Source organism: Bacillus rhizoplanae, assembly GCF_917563915.1.
Lineage (GTDB): Bacteria > Bacillota > Bacilli > Bacillales > Bacillaceae_G > Bacillus_A > Bacillus_A rhizoplanae.
Window position 1 is genome coordinate 1 of the sequence record NZ_CAKJTI010000017.1, and the last position, 19,622, is coordinate 19,622.

Genomic DNA, 19,622 nt, shown 5'->3' on the forward strand with positions numbered 1-19,622 from the left:
TTCAAATACTTTCTTATATACTAGATAAGGAGTAACCCAGAACGGAACCACTAATACACTTATAAGCGTTCCGATAAAAACACCTGCTATCCCTATATACTGAACCAAAATAATAGATATAATAAGGTTTACAGCAGCCTGGAACAAAGGAGCATACCTATCCTCCTGAAAAATTCCTGCTGTAGTCTTCACGGTAGTTATAGCATTCCTCATTCCTCTTTCATAGAAGATAATTATCAATATAAATAATACACTTTTACTCATTAAGAACTTCGAACCTATCCATAAAGTAATAAATGGCTCTATAGTAACACATAACAGTATGCTAAAAAACGAATATAACCAAAAATTGAGAAGTGTATAGACCTTATATATACTGTAAACCTTGTCTACACTCTCTTTTGCTACTAAATTCCCTACACTGTGATAGGTATTATTGAATATCTGATAAGTAAAAGTTCTGCAAATATCAATTAACATATTATAATTAGAATACAACCCGACTGCCGCCACACTAACAAATGATGAGATTATAATGTTATCCGTTCCTAACACTAGGTAGTTTCCTATGTTTTGTAGAACAATTGCTTTTACATTTTTTATAATATTATTTTTAGTTTCGTTATCTAATTTACTGGACACTTTATCCTTTAAAAATGGATACATTTTGCTCACTATAATTGCTAAAAAGATACTAGTAGTTATTGTAACCATACTATCTATGACTAGATATAATATATAATTTTTTGTGAAGTGCAACACTACTATCTTAAGACAAGTGGATGTGATGGAGGATATAGAATATACTCCTGTTACAATATAGCCTTTCTGGCAGACATTTAGAAGCGAGCTTCTGTGTGAATACAGATAAGGTGCCACTGTGTTAAGTAAAAATATAGCATAAATTAGATGAACATTATCAACACTTGAATCTTTAATAAAATATCCTAGAAAGGGCATTAATGAGAGTCCTAGTAACAATACAACCAAAGCGATTACCATATAGGCATTTCGGTACAATCGCATAAGCACATTTATTTTCTGTTGGTCATTTTCAGCTACTGGTTTATAAAGACTATACATTATACTAGAACCTATTCCCACCTCTGCCAAAGACAGCATGGACAGTATGTTGGTAAGCAGTCCGTTTATTCCTAGGTATTCAACACCTAAGCTATTAATGAATACAGTTCTTGAAATAAAGCTTAGGGATGTAATAATAATTTGATTTCCAAGACCAGCGGATATATTAATTATCGAACTTTTTACTCTCATATTAAAACCTACTTATCATGAGTTTCTTGCATTTAGCCCGGAATATAGCGGAGATTAAAATAACAGGTTGAATTTCCAAGTACTTTGCAGCCTGTTCTAATCTAAAATTAGATTTAACAAAATCATAATATAAATTATAGTAAGACAATCTTCCTTTTAAATTGCACTTATAAAACTTAATTTGCTGTTTTATATAACATGCTGTACCTTTAGGGTTTTTAGCAAACATCTCTTTCATATTTTTAGTTAAACCTTCATCAAGGTAATCGCATATATATATAGTTTTATTGAACCATCTTATTTTATAGCCATCATAAGCCATTCTATCCCACACGGTAGCTTCTGTAATAAATTTCCCTCCTTTAAATTCATGAAACTTATATTTTCTAAGTATTTTAGTATAAAAAACTTCAGCTTTATCCCCGGTTATATTAAATTTCGTACGTTCAAGCGAAGTTGCATCCATATATTCCCTTTCAAATGTTGTTTCTAAAAATTCACTAACACTTCTTCCTCTATTACCAGAAACGCCACAAAATATTTTTTTATTTTCTAAGATTTCTTCCCACTTTACTATGCTTTCTAAAACATCTTCTGTAAGATAATCATCAGAATCTACAATGAAAAAAAATTCTCCTTCAGCTAAATCAGTAGCTTTATTAATCGCTCTGTGTTTCCCCCATTTTCAACTTTATAGTACCTGATAGAAAATAGGCTTTGTTCTAACGTCCATAATTTAAATAGTTCCTCTGTATTATCGTTTTAGCCATCATCAATGACTAGCCATTCAAAATCCGTATATGTTTGCTCTTGTAATGAACTTTATAATTTCTCTATAATATAGCCCCTGTTATACGTTGGAGTGAACACTATTATTCTCATTTAAAACCATCCTTTTTTATTTGGCTCTTACTCAAATATGAATTGATTGATCTAATGCAAAACCCTTGAGTGAACGGCAATATATTGAACAACATGGAATATACTCCTATGTCTTTTGTATCTCCTTGAGAAAAGTCAACTGCTCCATCTTTCCTCGTAACCTTCATTAAATAACTTATAGCCCTATCTGTACTATCTAAACATTCTTTTGAAATCTCCTCTATTTTTGCGGCACTTAACATAAACCAGCCTAACGTGGCTGTAGCGGAAGAATCAGCCCTGCTCTCACTTCTAGTTACAGTCCAGTTCCAACTGCCATTATCTTGTTGAAAACTTATGGTAGCTTTTGCAAACCTTTTAACACATTCTTCTAACACAAATTTATATTTGCTATCTTGCGGCAATTCATTCCAAGCATCTATAAGACCTATTGCAAACCAACCAAGCCCTCTTCCCCATCCGTATAATCCAAGCGGTACTTTATTCTCTAGCTTGTAAACATGACATGGTATATAATATTTACCTAACATTCCATTTTTCTCATACTCTTTAATTTGCTTCACTGCTAAATCTACACACTCATTTTTGTTATATCTAGTGCCATAACAAACTAAGAAAGGGCATATAAATCCTATAGTATCTACATACCTGTAGCTTTTCATAAACTTTCTATATTCTACTGTGCCATCTTCACCTATATGATCTTTAATCATTTCCCATGTATAATCTAATGCTTTTTTATATCGATATACATCTATAAAATCCAACTTCATGATAGAATAAGCAAGTATTGCCCCATCTACATACTTAGGCTTTTCAAACCATTGGCCATTACTATCAAATTTCGAGTCCAAAAACTTTATAACTTCATTTTCAACTTCTTTATCATCATTATATTTTAAATACTCAGACAATCCTAAAACTAATGATGCTTCTTGCCAATGCTGTATAGCGCTGTTTGTGTAATTCCCTTTTAACATATCTATTACAACTAATCTTGTATTATCTGTTACTTTTATTTTCGGTGTGTTTAGTAACCATCTAGATCCTTTTTTAATTATAGATTTATTCCATAAAAATTTATCCTCATATCTACCCATGTGAATTCTTAGTATCCAATCCTTGATTACAGGTACTAAGTCTATAATAATAGCTATTAAAATAATAAAAATTATGATGTAGCTCAAACTTTGGAAAATCATCTCTATATAGTCCCTTCAACATGGAAATAATTTAAATACTCACTTAACATATCCAACAGCATTACCCAATTCTTCAGACATCTTAGTACACATATCTAATGTAATATTCTCACTTATTGTCCAACTTCTATCATAAATATATGCTGTTTCCATATTTAATTGATGCTTGTTAATATAATCTTCCGTTTTTGCTATAACTCTCGCTGGATTGCCTCCAACTACGTACCCAGCCGGTACCGATTTGGTTACTACACTTCCAGCAGCTACAATAGCATTTTTACCTATTGTAACTCCAGGCATTATTAAAGCTCTTGCTCCTATAAATGCATTGTCCTCTATTTTTATTTTTGCTATTTTTGTATAATCTAAATATCGTTTCGTACTAGCGTCATGTGCAAGGAGATATGCCTGGGGGGCAAATGTAACATTATCACCGATTTCTATTAACCAGCAATGTGCAAAATCAATTGTACTTCCAGACAATCCATGACAATTTCTCCCTACCTTCATACCTCTTTGCAAGCATGCTTCTACTGTTAAATCCTCACGGGATAGCATTCCCAATCTTACCATTAAAGACTTTTTTATTCGATCAAACATAGTTTCCTCCAATGAATTTATTTCATTATTCAACTTATTTACCAATCCTATATTTTACTTTTTATTAATTCATATAAATTATTAATTTCATCCTCTGTCTCCAATTCTTCTTCTTTGAGGCTATCAATAAACTTATTTCTTAATTTTTCTTCTTTTATTAATAACTCAAGATTATTAGCTACCGACATAGGATTCATTTCTGCAATCACTCCATTGATATTATTTCTTATATGATTATTAGCTGTTTCAAAATTAGTAATTATTATTGGTTTTGCTAATATTTTTGCTTCATCTATCGCAATAGATTTACCTTCATATCTCGATGTCTGTATATATATGTCCGATCGTTTTATATATGGATATGGATTTTCTTTTAAACCTAATAATTTTACTCTTTCTTCTAGTTTCCTTTCCCTTATACTACTTTCTAATTCTTCCCTTACATTGCCTTCTCCAATTAAATACCATTTAATGTCATGCCCTTTTCTAACGAGTATATCGAATGCTTCCAGGGATATATCTAATCCCTTTTCTTTAACCAATCTCCCTACAGAGATTAATGATATACTTCTGTCGTCCTCTTCTTTAAAATCAACTTTCTCTAATGACATTTTCTTTATCATTCTTGAAGAAACTATATTGTGTATACACTTAATTTTTTTTTCATATTCAGGGAAATTTTTCGTTAAGATATTAACTAGGTCTTCTGATACAGTAACTATATAATCTAGTTTTCCAAAATAAAATTTCTCTTTACTATAATCAATTCCTAACTTATTGTAATCAGTGTGTATCCATCCAATTTTTCTTTTAGCTTTTACCTTATCTACACAAAAATATGTAGGGTTTTTTTCTTGAAACCCTATAGCTACGTCATACTCCTTATTTATTTCATCTATTGAGTTTGACATATATCTCCATAACTTTTGCTCAATTATAGCTCCATTATTTTCTTTTTTAGCCAGATATCCTAATATCCCCCTAGAAAAAACCGTTTTAAAATCTCCTTTTTTAATTAATTCTGTTAAGGACCGTGTTATAGGCATATCAAAATACTTATAATTTATAGGTTCTGGCAATAGAGTAACTTCTTTGGGTAGTTTATTTATAAACATCCCTGTATGTTTAAACAAAAATAAATCTACGTTGTATTTAGAATAATCCATAACTTCTAATAAGGAAATAAGGGCTTTTTCAGCCCCGCCACAGTGCAGATTATTCATTACAAATAATATCTCTTTTTTCATGAGCTTCACCCGTTAAAAAATTTTATATAGCTTGTATATTTCATCTTCAGTTCCCAGCTTCTCTTTGGACAAATTATTTACTAACTTATTTTTCAGTTCTATATCTTTTATAAGTTTCTCAATTCCTTCTGCAATAGCCTCTGGCTTCATATGGACAATTAAGCCGTTTATACCATTTTCAATTTGATCTTTTGCAGTACTAAAATTGGTAACAAGTATAGGTTTATTCAATATTTTAGCCTCATCAATCGCTATAGATTTCCCTTCAAACCTTGACGTTTGTGCAAAAATATCTGCTTGCTTTATATACGGATATGGATTGGATTTTAACCCCAACAATTTTACATTGTTTTCTAACTTATTTACTTTAATCAAATTGGTTAATTTTTCTCTCTCTTCTCCCTCACCTATAATGTTCCATTCTATTTTATATCCTTTATCTATCAGTTTCTTGCAGGATTCTATAGCCATCTCAAAACCTTTTTGGTAGTGCAACCTACCTATTGAAATGATAATAATTTCATTATCTTTTCTATCATAAACATCCTTACTTTCCTGATTAGCCATTTTATGTATCATTGTTGGTGATACAATATTATAAATAACGCTTATCTCATCTTTTTTGTTAGGAAATCTGTTCGTTAGGATGTTAGCACACTCTTCCGATACAGTAACTATGTTATCTAGTTCTCTAAAGTATAAGGCATCAAAGTTCGGATCCATCCCTAATTTATTATAGTCAATGTGTACCCATCCTATTTTTTTGTGTGCTTTTACCTTATCTACACAAAAATATGTAGAAGTTTTCTCTAAGAATCCTATAGCAACATCATACTGTTTTTCTATTTGATTTAATGAGCTAGCAATATACTTCCAATTATATTGTTCTCTTATCGATATATTTTTAGTGTTTCTATTCTTTATAGAGAACATCAACCTATTATATGCCAGTGATATTTTCTCTTTTGATACAAGCTCTTTGATAGATTGAAACAAAGGTAAAGTAAACGTATGATATTTCTCTGGTATAGGTAAAATTTGTACCTCTTTTGGTACGAATTCCATAAATATACCTTCATGATGAAACAAAAATAAATCTACATTATATAACTGATAATCTATTTGAGATAATAAATTCACTAGACTCTTTTCTCCGCCACCAGCAGACAAACTTGGCATAACAAATAATAAATTTTTTTTCATAATATACCTCGAATTACTTAACTAATTCATGTAAATATTCTACTGCTTTATATGACATCTTCTTTATATTAGGAATAGACTGCTTTAGTTTTTGTCTCAATTCCTCTTCCTCCCGTACCATTTCATCAAATTTAGCTTTTAATTTATCGCTATTAGATATTTCTTCTATATTTAAAACTAATTTCTCTTCTCCAAATAAGTCTTTAGCTATCCCTTTCGATTTTACACTGTACCCTAATACCATAGTCGGAACACAATTTGAGTAAGCAGCTATCGTTGCATGTGTTCTAGCTCCTATAAAAAATCGCATCCTAGCTATATATCCCTTATATTGTATTGCATTTAAATTATGTGGTAATATGATTAATCTATCTGTATTCTTAAACTCTTCGTAATACTTATATAGAACTTCATAATCGTTATTTTCATCCTGTATAACATGAGGTGTAAGAGCAATTGTTAAATCTGTAGTATTTAGTATGTGATGAATTAAATCCCCTACTGCGACTTGAGAGTTTTGATTTCTCTTCCATACAAGTGGACTAAAATTAAGTCCTACCGTATTTCCCTCTTTCCATCCTTTAGGTAATTCTAATTCTTCTTTTTCCATCGTAAATGCAGGATCTGCACATAATTTCACATTATTAAGTCCTTTATCTTTTAGTAAATTATAAGTAATGGTCTCCCGAGCAAGTATTAAATCGAACAATTTCAAGTCTTCTAATTTTTTTTCAGACATATCCTCTTCACCTATAGAACATCCCCATAAAACCAATTTCTTTCCTTTTATTTTTACTCTTTTATCTATTTCATACAATGCAGGCTGTTCTCCGTAACAATAGTTATCTCCTCCTATGGACAAGCAAACATCCATATCTTTTATACGTTTAATTATGTTATTTTCCATTTTAGCTAGCGCATAAGATTCATCATTAAAAAGCTTCACTTTAAATAAACTTATCCACCAATCATATGAGTACTTCTCTATACTACTGTTAGAACCATCATATATTCCATCTAACTGAGTTATTATCTTATCTGTTTTTGGCCTACTTGATGCTAAATATACCTTTGCTCCATCTATCTTATCTTTTATGATATTAGTAGAGGAACGAACAATGGCCTCACATCCCCTATTAAGACTGCCGCCGTGAGCAAACATCATAATCTTCATACAAAACTCCCCCACTATTATTTATTTCTGAATCTACTGTAGGTAGCAGCACAATAAAGTCCAATAGTTAATTTTCTTTTTATCAAATCTACTATAAACTGCTCATATCTACCCAACGTGCTGTAAATTTCACTATAATATATAGGCAATGCCTCTCTAACATATTTATTTCGTATCATATTTTTTACGTATTTATACCTCTTACTTAAACCTACATCTCTAGATGGCGTAAAATAAATATGTATGTAGGACATTACACTATTTATAAATTTTATTGACTTTAGCTGATGCACCCTTACTTTGTTGATCTTACCAGTATATACGTTTGGTAGTTCCATGGTATACACTTCTACAGCTCTCTTAAAATAATCTTTTTCCGATATGTTTCTAGTAGCGCTACCAGCTACCTCTCTATAATGGTAACCTACATAATCTATATATTTCATGTTGGTTGCATTACTAAAGAATTGCATGTTAAACATTCCATCTTCTCCTAACGCAACCTTCTCTGGAAACTTCACGTTATTTTCTCTTATTAGTTTATTTCCATATATTTTATTTACGACAGTATTTAAATTTTCTGTCTTAAGGAAATAAGGTAATAACTCCTGCTCTATATAATCTGTTTTAAGAATAATATTTACAGGAAATGGATATTTTACAATTACCTTATGTCCTTCCATCTCCCCCTTAAAATTTGATATAACTACATCACAATTACCCTGTTTTGCTGAGTTGTACAATATCTCATACATATCTTTTTCTATATGATCATCAGCATCAACAAATCCAACATATTCTCCGGTAGCAACATGTAAACCGGTATTCCTTGCAATACTTACACCTTGATTTTCTTGATTTATAAGTGTTATCCTGTCATCTAATTTTTTATACTTCTCAATAACTTTCCTGCTGTTGTCCGTCGAACCATCATTAATAAATATAAACTCACACTCTTGGAGCGTCTGATTTAAAAGTGATTCTATACACTGAGTGATATATTTTCCTGCATTATAAACCGGTATTATTACACTTACTTTTTTGCTCATGCCTAAATCACGCCTTTATCAAAAATCTCTTATGTTATAATCATAAACACATCTTTATTGTTATCTCCTAAATGGATGTATACTTTGTTTAGGCACCTATAATCTTATATAGTTTATTTAACTCGTAACCATTGCTGTAATCTCTGTTTCGTAAATTATTGATTAATTTACTCCTTAGCTCACTGTCTCTATATAAGTTTTCGATACCTTCAACTAATCCCTCAATGCTTGAGTCACATATAATACCTTCAAGTCCATCATCTAATTGACTGCTTGCAGTGGGATAGTTGGTGATCAATATAGGTTTCCCAAGTATTTTAGCCTCCGTAACTGTAACAGCCTTTCCTTCATACCTGGATGGTTGCACGTATAAATCGCATACTTTTATATATGGATATGGATTGATTTGCTTCCCTAATAGTACAAAGTTGTCTTCTAAATTAAGCTTCACTACCAATTCTCTAAGGACCTCTTCCTCTGAACCATATCCTACCACATACCACTTCATATTATTGAATCCTCTATCATGTAATGTCCTAAGGGCTTTTATAGCACTATCAAAACCCTTAGCATATGACAATCTTCCAACAGATACAATGTTAAAAACCCTGTCCTTTTCTCCATCGAAATCTACGATATCATCAGCCATCTTCTGTATAAATTCTGGTGAAGTGATATTTTCTATAAGAATAATTTTGTTTTCCAATGATGGATATTTCATTAAAAAGGCATTTGTACATTCGTCAGATATAGATGCAATATAATCAAACTTTCTCCACATATTAAGATCGAGTTTATTATCGATTTCTAATGTACTATAATCCGTATGAATCCAAGCTATTTTCTTATTCGCATCTATCCTGTTAGCTACAATATCATGTGGCCAGGCATAACTGATTGCAACATCGTACTTCTTTTTGTGTTTAGGAAGAAAATAGGATGCATACTTTGACACAAGTTGCATTTGAATATACCCTGATCCTTCTTTCAAATGCTTACGTTTTACTTTTATACCCGCTACAAGTTTACTTAATATTCTGACAGATGATGCTAAGTAATGTCCTTCTCGTATGCATTGTATAATCGACTTTCTAAATACAGTATATTCATTAATTTCCGGCAATACATTCACTTGCTTAGGGATTAAATTCATAAAGTCCCCTGTATGATTACATATCAATAAATCTACATCATATTTGTTAAAATCAAAACTTTCAAGCATATTAATTAAACTTCTTTCTACTCCACCAATTTCCATATCATAAATAGAGATTAAAACTTTTTTCTTCATAGAAATTCCTCGCTAACTACTTTTACTATTGTAGTTGATAGAAATGTTCTCTCTTTTATTTACAAAAAGTGTATTAGAAGGTATATGTCCTTTTACAACACTTCCAGCAGCTACTACAACATTATCTCCTATTACTGTATCCCTTAAAATTACAACATTAGAACCAATCCAAACATTCTCGCCTATTATTACCTCACCTTTAACAAGATGGTTACCTGCAGGATTTTTATAATTATGGTCATGATCGTTAATACATACATTGGGAGCAATCTTCGTATTTCTTCCAATTGATACTTTATTTACACAATTAATATTACAATTATCATTAATGAATACTTTCTCTTCTATATTCAACACTCCATTAGAATCAATCCTAAAACTAGCATTTTTTCTTATGAACACAAATTTACCTATGTTAACTTTTGCCTTTTTATTAAAAATTTCTATCCTACTGTTAGCTTGAAGTGAAAAGATGGAACAATTTATATTCCGAAAATAAATGATCTTATAAAAAAAGCCTCTTAAGATACCTATCAAATGTGAAATATTCATCAATATAGTAAAATATACCCCTCTATTACGCCCTTCTGTAACTAACATTTGAAATATTTTTTTCGATATACTAATCATAGTATTTCTCCTTGAGCACTCCTTTTCTCCTCACATATCCTCTTATTTTCGCAATATTATCACCGCCTATAATTTTTGATAAAGTCAATTTTATTTTACTTTTAATCCTCACTTTTAGTGGCAACCAACTCTTATAAAAGTGATGCATAGCATATGTGTTTTTTGTTATAAATTTTCTGCAATTAATATAATCATATGGAGAAAAATATGTTTGAGGATAAAAAGCTCCTATATCCTCTATTTCCTGATATTCCCCGTTCATTTTTAGCCCTATATTTTTCAATAACTCGGTTACGATAGCTACATTGGTCAAATCATCATGGCTTCCATCTGCTTTCATGAAATTCTTCTCTTCATACGAGTCTAAAAATATCTTTATGAGCTTATTCCCTTTAGCTGCTCCTATCGTACTTGTAGCAATGTAGTTTTCTTGCTCAAATCCCCAAAACGAGTCATGATGCAGCATATTATCAAATGGTCTGAATACTTCGACATCCGTATCCAAGTAAATCCCCCCAAATTTATAGAGAGCATATACTCTTACGTAATCACTGACAAATGCAAATTTTCTAAATTTATAAGCCTCTCTGACATATGAATTACAATTTATATCAAAGTTATTTTCATTCCATTCTTTTATTTCATATTCCGATAAATTCCTTTCCCAACTATCTATACATCTTTTAACTATATCAGGTTTTTCTTTTTCTCCAAACCAACAGTAGTGGATGATGCGAGGAATTTTTTCCATATCTTTCAACGTAAACCTCCTTTGCTTACTTTTAGATTTCTATAAAGAAAGGATAACATCATAAAAAATTACTCTTATAAATAATCCTCAAAGTAATAACATGCTCATAAACAAAATAAACAAAATAACATACTAGAATTGCATAATAGACAAACTTCTGATCCTTTTTAGTAAACAGCTTTACAACCCAAGAAATTAATATTAATTGGTATAATCCAAAATAAATAGCAAACCTTGCAAAAATCCAGTTTTGTGTTGAAATAAGCATAAAAACTGCACCCAATAATGCCATATTTACAATGTAATCACTCTTTGGAAAAAGTTCTCTAAGTCTTTCTCTACCAAAGTACGCAAGTATGAGCGGTGCAGCATCAACAGCAACCCTAAGGATGTTGGCACCACCTTCATGAAAATCCTTATAATAACCATACTGAGTATCCCCTATCGCAGCAAAGAAAAATTCAGAAAATTGATTAAACCCTATCACGATTAGTACCGCTAAAAAAAGAAGGATAAACGTTGTTGCTGACCAAGCTTTTCTTCGAATTATAAAATATATTGGTATCAGAACAAGCGCACTCTGATGAAATGTTGATGCAAGCAGAACAATGAGAATGTATTTTTTCCAGTTACCATCAAAGATATATTTGGTGGCAGCAAAAATTATAGCTGCAGCTAAATATTGCCTAATCCCATTCATTGATGTTAAGTACATCCCAGATGTGATATAGACATATAAGCTTAAATCGATTAGCCTTGAATACTTATATAGAATGAATACGATTAGTACATTTGTTATCAATGCTGTAATAAAAACCATGACCTGAGGATCATCAGTATACTTTTGTAAAACCATTTGAAAAATATTGAATCCCATGTCTTTGTTTTTTTGAATATACTCCCAATTAAAATCAGTAATAGTATACGCATGCATATAAAAGTATGTATCTCCGATATTATTTCGAAGCCCAGCTACCAACACAAGCGATAGAGAGGCCATTAAAATCAGAAATTGATTCGGCTTTATCAATGCAGGCCCCGTGGTCACAGGCATAGCAAAATATCTTGCAAAAAAAGAGAACATAAATACTATAGCAAGATTCATCCAAAGTATAGTCATTTGTTATTTCCTTTCAACATCTTACTAAACCCCTATGTTACTTCTGGGGTTCTTGTTTTCATTGTAATGTAACAATACAGCATAATCCCAAGCGGAATAGCGAAAAGTGTAAGAGTTTTACATGGTGTCTCACTCATAAACCTTCTATTTTTTGATATAAAACTGCTGGATACATAGTGAATAGCCTGTCTATATTTAAAGGATCGGTTTACAAATGGCAACTTCATAAGTTCCTTACGATAAAAAGCAAAACCTTTCGGATTTCTCATGTACTGGTTTAGCATGTTCATGGATGAACCATCAGGCAGATATTCTACACAGCAAAGGATTTCATTCATCAGTAACATTTCATACTGCCGATCGAGCATATAATACTTATATGCTAATCCTACATACTTTTCATTTTTAAAAACTGGGTACGGGTACTTCTTCGTCAATTCCGTACGATATACAAGTTTCTTATCACCCGTTACACCATGCTTATTATAGAGATCAAAAAGTGTTGAGCGTTTAATATTTTTTGGTAACTTCGAACCAATGATTCGTCCATCTGTATACGAGTCAAGTCCAATTATGCCGCTGACTTCATCACTTCCATGTCTCTCCCAAAAAGAAAGAATGTTTTCTACGGCATCATCGGGCATATAATCATCAGAGTCAATACATACATTTAGTTTCGTGTCGATCATCTCATAGGCTGTATTGTGAGCACCATGCATGCCTTGGTTTTGTTGCCAGTGATATCTTATTTCTATACGATTTTCAGCAATCCAGCCACTCACCAACTCTTTTGTATGATCACTGGAACCATCGTCTATAATTAACCATACAAAATCTTTACATGTTTGACGCTTCAAACTCTCATAACAATTGTGAAGACAGTATGCCCTGTTATAAGTAGGGGTAAAAATAGTTAACTTCTTCAAATAATTCACCTCGACACTGCTAAATAAAAATCTTGCGTTAATCCCGCAGTATTTTTTATATCGTACCCTTTTTTAGATAATGCTTGATCGGATATATCCCTTGGTAAATTTCTAACTGATATACTGCTTAATTTTTCTATCCATATCTTTTTGTCGGTCAGAGGGAAACGTTCAATTAAATTCATTCCCATATCAACTTCCTGTGTAATAGCATCCGATATAATACAAGGTAATCCAGTTCCTTGTGCCTCTATAAGAGTAACCGGCAATCCCTCATGAATAGACGGAAATACAAACACATCAAATGCCTGAAGCAGCTTTTCTATATCGCTTCGTATCCCAAGAAACTTTACATTGTTCCTTAAATTCAACTCTTCTACTTTTTTTTCAATCTCTAAGCGAAGTGGACCATCTCCCGCTAATAGAAGAATAGAGTCCGGTTTCAACTTGATTAATTGTGCAAATACGTCTATAAGAAAGGAATGATTTTTTTGATGCGCGAATCTTCCGACGTGTCCAACTACGAAAGTATCTTGATAAAGTTGTAATTCCTCTCTCACTTGTTTTCTAATATTAGAAGAAAATGCAAATCTATCACATTCAATCCCATTCTTTACGATTTTGGCTGCAGTTGCTTTATCTGCGAATAACCACTGGGCAGCGGCATTTGAGCAAGCTAGCAAATGTGTTGCACATGATAAAATAAAATTCCCTGCGTACCATTTATACATTTTGGCTGCAACACCACCCTCGCTGCTCGTATTATGGCTGTGAGCAATTCGAATTGGTATACCTGCTTTTCTGGCTGAGCGAAGTACAAACCCACTCATTTTATCCATGTGCGAATGCACGATTTTATATTCTTGATGAGATGCAAAGAAGGTGCCTAAAGCTTTCATGTATCCCATATGTCCCACATCAGTAATATATGGAATTCTATGAACTTTTCCGCCTAGCTCTACTATTTCCTCATCGAACACGCCTTCTTTACAGGTCAGAAAGTCGAATTGGACTTTAGATCGATCTAAATTTCGATATAAATTCATAATTAGAGTTTCAGCACCGCCTCGATTCATATTCACAACTACGTGTAATATCCTTAATGGACAGCCCACTTTAACTCCTCCATTTCACCCATAAACACCGCATAAATACCTTTCTTTTCTTCTAATACTTTATCGATGGTATATTTATTTTCAATCATAATACGCCCAGTAATCCCAAACTGAACATTCAAATTAGGATTTTGGGCAAGAAGTTTGATTTTATTAGCCATCTCTTCTATATTGTCATTCCTTACAATCCAACCATTTTCATTATTGAGAATAAGTTCCCTATGTCCTCTATTATCAGTAGCTACAACCGAAAGACCACAAGCCATAGCCTCCATAATATTAACCGGCAAACCCTCACGAATACTGGATGCAACAGCAATATCACACATTGGTAATAATGAAGCAATATCAGTTCGATAACCGAGGAAATGGACCATCTCGGCAACTCCTAGGCGAACAGCCAGTTTCTTACACTCCTTCATTAATGAACCGTTTCCTGCAAGCAAAAGTTTTACATTAGGAACTTCATTCTTTAGTAAAGCTAATGAATGAATCAAGAATTGCTGATTTTTATTTTTGTTAAATTCAGCAGCATAAAACATTAAAAAATCGTCTGGCTTATAACCAAGTTGCATCTTTAAATTTCGTTTACGAACTTCTTTTACTGGTCTAAAATATTCTGTATCCACTCCTATTCCATGAACATGCTCAATACCCTCTGCTTTAAAGTGATGTTTCACAGCAAGATTGTAATCTTCTTTATTGATTGTTATGAGACAATCTGTATAAGGAGCTAGTCCTTTTTCAATTGGATAATATACAAGCCAGTTTATGAGCGGGGCTCCTTTACAAAAATGAAATCCATGAGCTGTATATATCACCTTTGTTCCTTGTCTTCTTGCTTTTCTTGCAGCTAAGCGTGCAAGTACCCCTCCCATAGGTGTATGACAATGAATGATGCTGTACTTATTTTTATTGATGATTGATGCAAGCTCCTTATATGCATAAAAGTTTTGCAGTTTAAAAGGCGACCTTTGGATAGGAATGTCATACTTTTTATCTACATATGGAAGCTCTATATTGCCGTTTGCAGCAACATGTACCTCCCAGCCCTGCTCTGTAAACCATTTCATATATGGTAAATGAAATGCTTTGAAATGATAGTCAACTGTTGCACAAAACAACACTTTCTTAGGCACTTAGATCACACACCCATTCAACTATATTTTCGATTAAGGTACAGTTTTCGCAGACATTTAACCAAAGATCGATATTGGTATTTTTGAGATATCATGATTATTAGCTAAATATAGTAGCTTTGTTCGTAACTCCTCTTTATCCAAGCCAGAATATGTAGAAATGACTTTTTCAATTTCTTCTATATAAATATTAGTTTCTTTTCCCACATAAATTCTCGGATAAATTTGTTGTTCATTGATTTCATCATCTTTTAACAACTCTTCAAAAAGTTTTTCCCCTGGCCTCATTCCAGTAAATTCTATTTCAATTTCTTCAATAGAGTTTCCTGATAGTTTGATTAAATTTTTGGCAAGATCGACAATTTTTACTGGTTCTCCCATATCTAATACAAAAATTTCTCCGCCCATAGCTAAAGCTCCAGCTTGTATAACGAGTCTTGATGCTTCTGGAATAGTCATGAAGTAACGAACCATATCTGGATGAGTAACTGTAACTGGTCCGCCTTTTTGAATTTGTTTTTTAAATAACGGAATTACACTGCCTCGACTTCCTAATACATTGCCAAAACGAACAGCAACGAACTTTGTATGGCTCGTTTTATCTTTGTGCTGAATAATCATTTCAGCCAGCCTTTTCGTTGCTCCCATGACACTAGTTGGATTCACTGCTTTATCAGAAGAAATCATGACAAACGTCTCTACATTATGCCAGCTTGCTGCTTCTGCAATATTCATCGTCCCAATTAAATTGTTTTTTACAGCTTCTTCTGGATTATGTTCCATTAACGGTACATGTTTATGGGCAGCAGCATGATAGACAACATGCGGATGATATTTGTTCATCACCGACATCATCTTTTTATTATCTTGTATATCTGCAATCTCTGAAATAAATGTAATCTCCGTGTTACCATATAACTCTTTCAATTCCATTTCAATGGAGTAAATACTGTTTTCGCCATGACCTAATAAAATTAATTGCTTCGGATTAAATTTTGCAACTTGTCTACAAATCTCTGAACCAATTGAACCGCCAGCACCAGTCACTAAAATAACTTTGTCAGTTATGTATTCTGAAATGCTATTCATATCTAATTCAACCGGATCACGGCCTAGCAAATCCGCCACCTGAACATCACGGAATTCATTAACTGAAACTTTTCCTGTTACTAAATCTTCTAGCATAGGAAGAATTTGCGTTTTCGCTTTCGTCTTTGAACACTCTTTAAAAATAGCATTCAAACTTTTTTTACTAAGTGAGGGAATTGCTATTATAATACTCTCGATATTTAGCTCTTGAACAGCACGCTCAATTTGATTCACTCCACCGATCACTGGAATCCCTAGAATATCAAGATTATGTTTTTTCACATTATCATCAATAAATGCAACGGGTAATAATTCTGTATCATTGTTCTTTAACAATTGTCTTGTTATCATTGTTCCTGCAGAACCAGCGCCAATAATTAAGGTTCTCTTTTTTGTATCATCCTTTTTAAAATATGCATCCCTATACATTCGCCAAAGAAAACGCGATCCGCCAATTAATAAAATATGAATCATCCAAGTTACAACAAGTAAACGAAAGTAAATCTTATGTATCATTACTTGTTGTACAAAAGCTGTAGTGATAATAGAAAATGTAACGGCTTTAAAAATAATTATTAATTCCCCTATACTTGCATATTCCCATGCCTTTTTATACAACTTGTAAATAAAAGCAAAAAAATGATGGCTAATTAGTAAGGTTATAGAACTAATTACTGATGATAACGTAATAACATGGAAACTAGCATTTACAAAAAAATAACTAAAGAAAATTGCACTTAATACAATGAGTGAATCCACTAAAAACAATAACGGTAGCCTTTGCCGATATGTCATAAACCTTCCCTCCTTTTTAATTATTACTTCAAAAAAAATTAAAGCTTTTAACTATAAGATCTTTTTAAAAACTCATAGCTAAAAGCTTTAATCTAATAAAATTTGGGCATCTAACCCGTCCTCACATCACGCTCTTGATGACTAGCATCTAAGGTTTATTCCAACCCACAGCATGACCGAGTGCCTCCATTGATACCGGTAAGGAGACATCACCACATCCAATCTCCAAAAAGAATTATTATGTTCTTTATAAAGAACATAATAATTTAAAAGAATTATTATCTCGTTAAACAAAAGTCTTTATCTCAATGCTTCTATAAACAAATTCAAAAAATGCTTACGCCATTTAACCAGCTACGCATTAAATCCTTATACTTTATTATTTAAAATAGCCCCCACTAATTCTCCTCTTGTAAAACTTATTATTCTTTTAGCTTCCACTGCATCCTCATTTACAGTATGGTTACATCCTATTACTAATACTACCCCATCACACCGATCAGCTAAAATACTGGTATCTGTTACTTCTAAAATTGGCGGAGAGTCAAATAATATGATGTCATATTGCTCCATTGCTTTTTGAATTAAAGTCTCCATTGCTACTGAACTAAGCATCTCAGCTGGATTAAACGGAATTGGGCCGCTTGTTAATACATAAAGTCTTCCAATTCCTGTTTGCACCACAGCCCCCTCCATTGTTGCTTTGCCACTCAAGATATTTGTTAGCCCCATTGTGTTTTCAATTTGGAATATTTTATGAATTGTTGGCTTTCGTAAATCAGCATCAATTACCAATACTTTTTCACCTTGTTGAGCTATAGATACAGCAAGGTTAGCCGTAGTAGTTGATTTTCCTTCCCCAAATCTCGGAGAAGTAATAACGATGGTCTTATCTTTACAGGTAACAGATGAAAACTGGAGATTCGTACGAATCGCACGATACTCTTCAGCAACTTTGGAACTTGGTGCAGTATAAGTAACTAGGCTTTTTTCCTTGATTTTGTCTCTTTTTCTTCTACTTTTATAAACCAATTGTCTCGCCCCCTTAATGATACAGGTTCCCTTTTACTCTGTTTGTCTACTATGTTTCTCTTATTCATTTTAGAAATACTCCCTAAAGTAGGGATATCTAATAATTTTTCAATAGTACGCGCCGATTTAATCGTATCATCCAGAGAATCTAGTAAGAAGATGAAGCCGACGCTTAATACCAACCCCACAAAGAAGGCAATCATTATCGTTTTAGTATGATTTATGTTTATTGGTACAGAGTATTTCGTTGCTGTCGCTTCCGATAAGATGCTGACATCATTAAATTTCAATGTACTTGCAGCCTCTTGCTTATAAACAGCTGCTGTAGTATTCGCAATTTTAGCTGCAAGTACGGGGTCCGTATCAACCACAGTAATTTTCACTATCTGCGAGCTTTGCACACTTTCAGTACTTATTTGTCCGCTTAATGTGCTCGCTGATCTATTAATGTTCAATTCCGCAGCTACTTTCTCCATCACAACTGGTTCATTTATCATTACTTTAAGCGTGTTCACAGTGTCATTATTTGCTGGAATGAGTATTCTTGAAGAAGATGCGTATAATGGGGTTTTAAAGAAAATACTATAAGCTGCTCCTACCGATGTAATGATTATTGTAAGCACCACAATGACCCATAGTCGTCTTCTTATAACAGCAAATAAATTCTTAAGATTTATTTCCTTTTCCATAATTTCACCCCGCAAATTTTTTATAAATATACTAAGCACTACTTATAGATTTTAGAATATCCAAACTACTCACCCTATAAAAACATTTTTATTCAGATATTTTAGAAAAATGTTGAAAAACTTTTCATACACAAGAACATCACCTCATTGAATAAAACACAATACGTTCTATTTAAAATAGATTTTAGTTCTTTATATAGAACAAGTCAATATAAATTATTCTGCAAATTCTTTCTTTTCTCCTCATAATATATCATTTTCTATTTTGTTATCCTACCATTTTTTACCGGAAAGTTGAGAAACTTTATTTCCTACCTAATTCTTCTCCTAAATCTTCTAATAATCCTCTGTATTTACCTTCTACAAATACAGATTTTTTGGCAAAATTTTTAAAAATATTAAATTAGCAAATA

The 19,622-nt window shown here is 32.4% G+C and carries 17 protein-coding genes and 2 pseudogenes; all 19 read right to left on the bottom strand.

Features of this window, described 5'->3' with window-relative positions; translation table 11 throughout:
• The coding region (locus LRP84_RS14905; protein ID WP_230575807.1) for a lipopolysaccharide biosynthesis protein at window positions 1-1,275 on the bottom strand (1,275 nt) is incomplete at its 3' end.
• Window position 1,276: 1 nt separating this feature from the next.
• Window positions 1,277-1,741 (bottom strand): hypothetical protein, encoded by a 465-nt coding sequence (locus LRP84_RS14910; protein ID WP_230575808.1) that lies wholly within the window; start codon window positions 1,739-1,741, stop codon window positions 1,277-1,279.
• Window positions 1,742-1,819: 78 nt separating this feature from the next.
• A pseudogene (locus LRP84_RS14915) lies at window positions 1,820-1,939 on the bottom strand (glycosyltransferase family 2 protein); the annotation flags it as partial.
• A gap of 214 nt (window positions 1,940-2,153) precedes the next feature.
• Window positions 2,154-3,359 (bottom strand): glycoside hydrolase family 88 protein, encoded by a 1,206-nt coding sequence (locus LRP84_RS14920; RefSeq protein WP_230575809.1) that lies wholly within the window; start codon window positions 3,357-3,359, stop codon window positions 2,154-2,156.
• A gap of 39 nt (window positions 3,360-3,398) precedes the next feature.
• Window positions 3,399-3,959 carry an acyltransferase gene (locus tag LRP84_RS14925; RefSeq protein WP_230575810.1) on the bottom strand — a complete coding sequence of 187 codons (561 nt, stop codon included), beginning with the start codon at window positions 3,957-3,959 and terminating at the stop codon, window positions 3,399-3,401.
• 47 nt (window positions 3,960-4,006) lie between these two features.
• Window positions 4,007-5,206, bottom strand: coding sequence for a glycosyltransferase (locus LRP84_RS14930; protein ID WP_230575811.1), 1,200 nt, complete (start codon window positions 5,204-5,206; stop codon window positions 4,007-4,009).
• Window positions 5,207-5,218: 12 nt separating this feature from the next.
• On the bottom strand, window positions 5,219-6,409 hold the full coding sequence (locus tag LRP84_RS14935) for a glycosyltransferase (RefSeq protein ID WP_230575812.1): 1,191 nt from the start codon (window positions 6,407-6,409) through the stop codon (window positions 5,219-5,221).
• 13 nt (window positions 6,410-6,422) lie between these two features.
• Window positions 6,423-7,583 carry a polysaccharide pyruvyl transferase family protein gene (locus tag LRP84_RS14940; protein WP_230575813.1) on the bottom strand — a complete coding sequence of 387 codons (1,161 nt, stop codon included), beginning with the start codon at window positions 7,581-7,583 and terminating at the stop codon, window positions 6,423-6,425.
• A 17-nt stretch (window positions 7,584-7,600) separates the two neighbouring features.
• Window positions 7,601-8,632 carry a glycosyltransferase gene (locus LRP84_RS14945; RefSeq protein ID WP_230575814.1) on the bottom strand — a complete coding sequence of 344 codons (1,032 nt, stop codon included), beginning with the start codon at window positions 8,630-8,632 and terminating at the stop codon, window positions 7,601-7,603.
• Between the two features lie 88 nt (window positions 8,633-8,720).
• Entirely contained in the window at window positions 8,721-9,923 is a 1,203-nt protein-coding gene (locus LRP84_RS14950) for a glycosyltransferase (protein WP_230575815.1), read from the bottom strand.
• Window positions 9,924-9,935: 12 nt separating this feature from the next.
• Window positions 9,936-10,553: an acyltransferase gene (locus LRP84_RS14955; protein WP_230575816.1), complete on the bottom strand. Its 618-nt coding sequence runs from the start codon at window positions 10,551-10,553 to the stop codon at window positions 9,936-9,938.
• Window positions 10,546-11,322: pseudogene (locus LRP84_RS14960) on the bottom strand (glycosyltransferase family 32 protein); the annotation flags it as partial. The gene LRP84_RS14955 and the pseudogene LRP84_RS14960, both read right to left, overlap by 8 nt.
• A gap of 40 nt (window positions 11,323-11,362) precedes the next feature.
• Window positions 11,363-12,424, bottom strand: a complete 1,062-nt coding sequence (locus tag LRP84_RS14965) for an EpsG family protein (protein ID WP_230575818.1) — start codon at window positions 12,422-12,424, stop codon at window positions 11,363-11,365.
• Between the two features lie 32 nt (window positions 12,425-12,456).
• Entirely contained in the window at window positions 12,457-13,350 is an 894-nt protein-coding gene (locus LRP84_RS14970; RefSeq protein ID WP_230575819.1) for a glycosyltransferase family 2 protein, read from the bottom strand.
• A 5-nt stretch (window positions 13,351-13,355) separates the two neighbouring features.
• The gene (locus LRP84_RS14975) at window positions 13,356-14,465 is read right to left on the bottom strand and encodes a glycosyltransferase family 1 protein (protein ID WP_230575820.1); all 1,110 of its coding nucleotides are present in this window, start codon (window positions 14,463-14,465) and stop codon (window positions 13,356-13,358) included.
• Complete coding sequence (locus tag LRP84_RS14980; protein ID WP_302850602.1) at window positions 14,450-15,604, bottom strand: glycosyltransferase family 4 protein; 1,155 nt, start codon at window positions 15,602-15,604, stop codon at window positions 14,450-14,452. Before LRP84_RS14980 ends, LRP84_RS14975 begins: the two co-directional genes overlap by 16 nt.
• A gap of 57 nt (window positions 15,605-15,661) precedes the next feature.
• On the bottom strand, window positions 15,662-17,488 hold the full coding sequence (locus LRP84_RS14985) for a polysaccharide biosynthesis protein (protein WP_230575821.1): 1,827 nt from the start codon (window positions 17,486-17,488) through the stop codon (window positions 15,662-15,664).
• 369 nt (window positions 17,489-17,857) lie between these two features.
• A complete protein-coding gene (locus LRP84_RS14990) occupies window positions 17,858-18,520 on the bottom strand; it encodes a CpsD/CapB family tyrosine-protein kinase (RefSeq protein ID WP_230575822.1) in 663 nt (220 codons plus the stop codon).
• Window positions 18,469-19,209, bottom strand: a complete 741-nt coding sequence (locus LRP84_RS14995; RefSeq protein WP_230575823.1) for a YveK family protein — start codon at window positions 19,207-19,209, stop codon at window positions 18,469-18,471. Before LRP84_RS14995 ends, LRP84_RS14990 begins: the two co-directional genes overlap by 52 nt.
• Window positions 19,210-19,622 lie beyond the last annotated feature (413 nt).